The 670-nt window shown below is 44.2% G+C and carries 1 protein-coding gene; it reads right to left on the bottom strand.

All coding sequences use genetic code 11. The features are described from left to right. The coding region (locus tag R7040_RS26985; RefSeq protein ID WP_318097676.1) for a sensor histidine kinase at window positions 1-670 on the bottom strand (670 nt) is incomplete at both ends.

Raw genomic sequence — 670 nt, 5'->3', positions numbered from 1 at the left:
TCTGATTCCAGTTGTAAAAGTTTGGCGTTCGAAGTGTTTCTACTTTCGGTGCATTTGGCACAACCGGAAAATGCAGATAAAACTCGGTAAATTCATTAGTTACCGATTTACACTCAATTCGACCACCAAAAGAACGCATCACACGCTGACAGTAACCCAAGCCAAGTCCGCTACCGCCGCTTTTCTGGAATGAGAAAAAGTCATCAAAGATTTTGTGTACGATGCTGTCATCAATCCCAGGCCCTGTATCGCGGAAAACAAGCGTGTTTTCATAAGGGCCGACGAGGGTTCTGATTTCAATTTGACTATCGGGATAGGAATCAAAATAGTAAATCGCATTGCGAATCAAATTGAAAATGACAAAGTTGAACAGCGTCTCGTTGATTTTGGCGACAAAGTCGTTTTGAGTCGGAAGTTTCACCCTTTCGATGATGTGTTCGTTTTCAAAACCGTATCGACTCACCGCAAGATCCACCGCTTTATGAATCGAGGTAAGCGAAAGGGGTTCATGCACAGCAGAAGTATCGCTGACTTCGCGCAAGATGATGTCGATGAGTTGGCGTCCACGCTGAATTGCTGCTTGGCCTTTTTCGATATCGCTTCTGATCTTGTCATCGGATGCATTGCTATCAATGTGCTGTTTCAGCGCTTCAAATTGAAGCTGAACTTG

The organism is Vibrio sp. 1069, assembly GCF_033340555.1.
The sequence above is the reverse complement of the archived record's forward strand: the minus strand, read 5'-3'. Positions and strand labels throughout refer to the sequence as shown.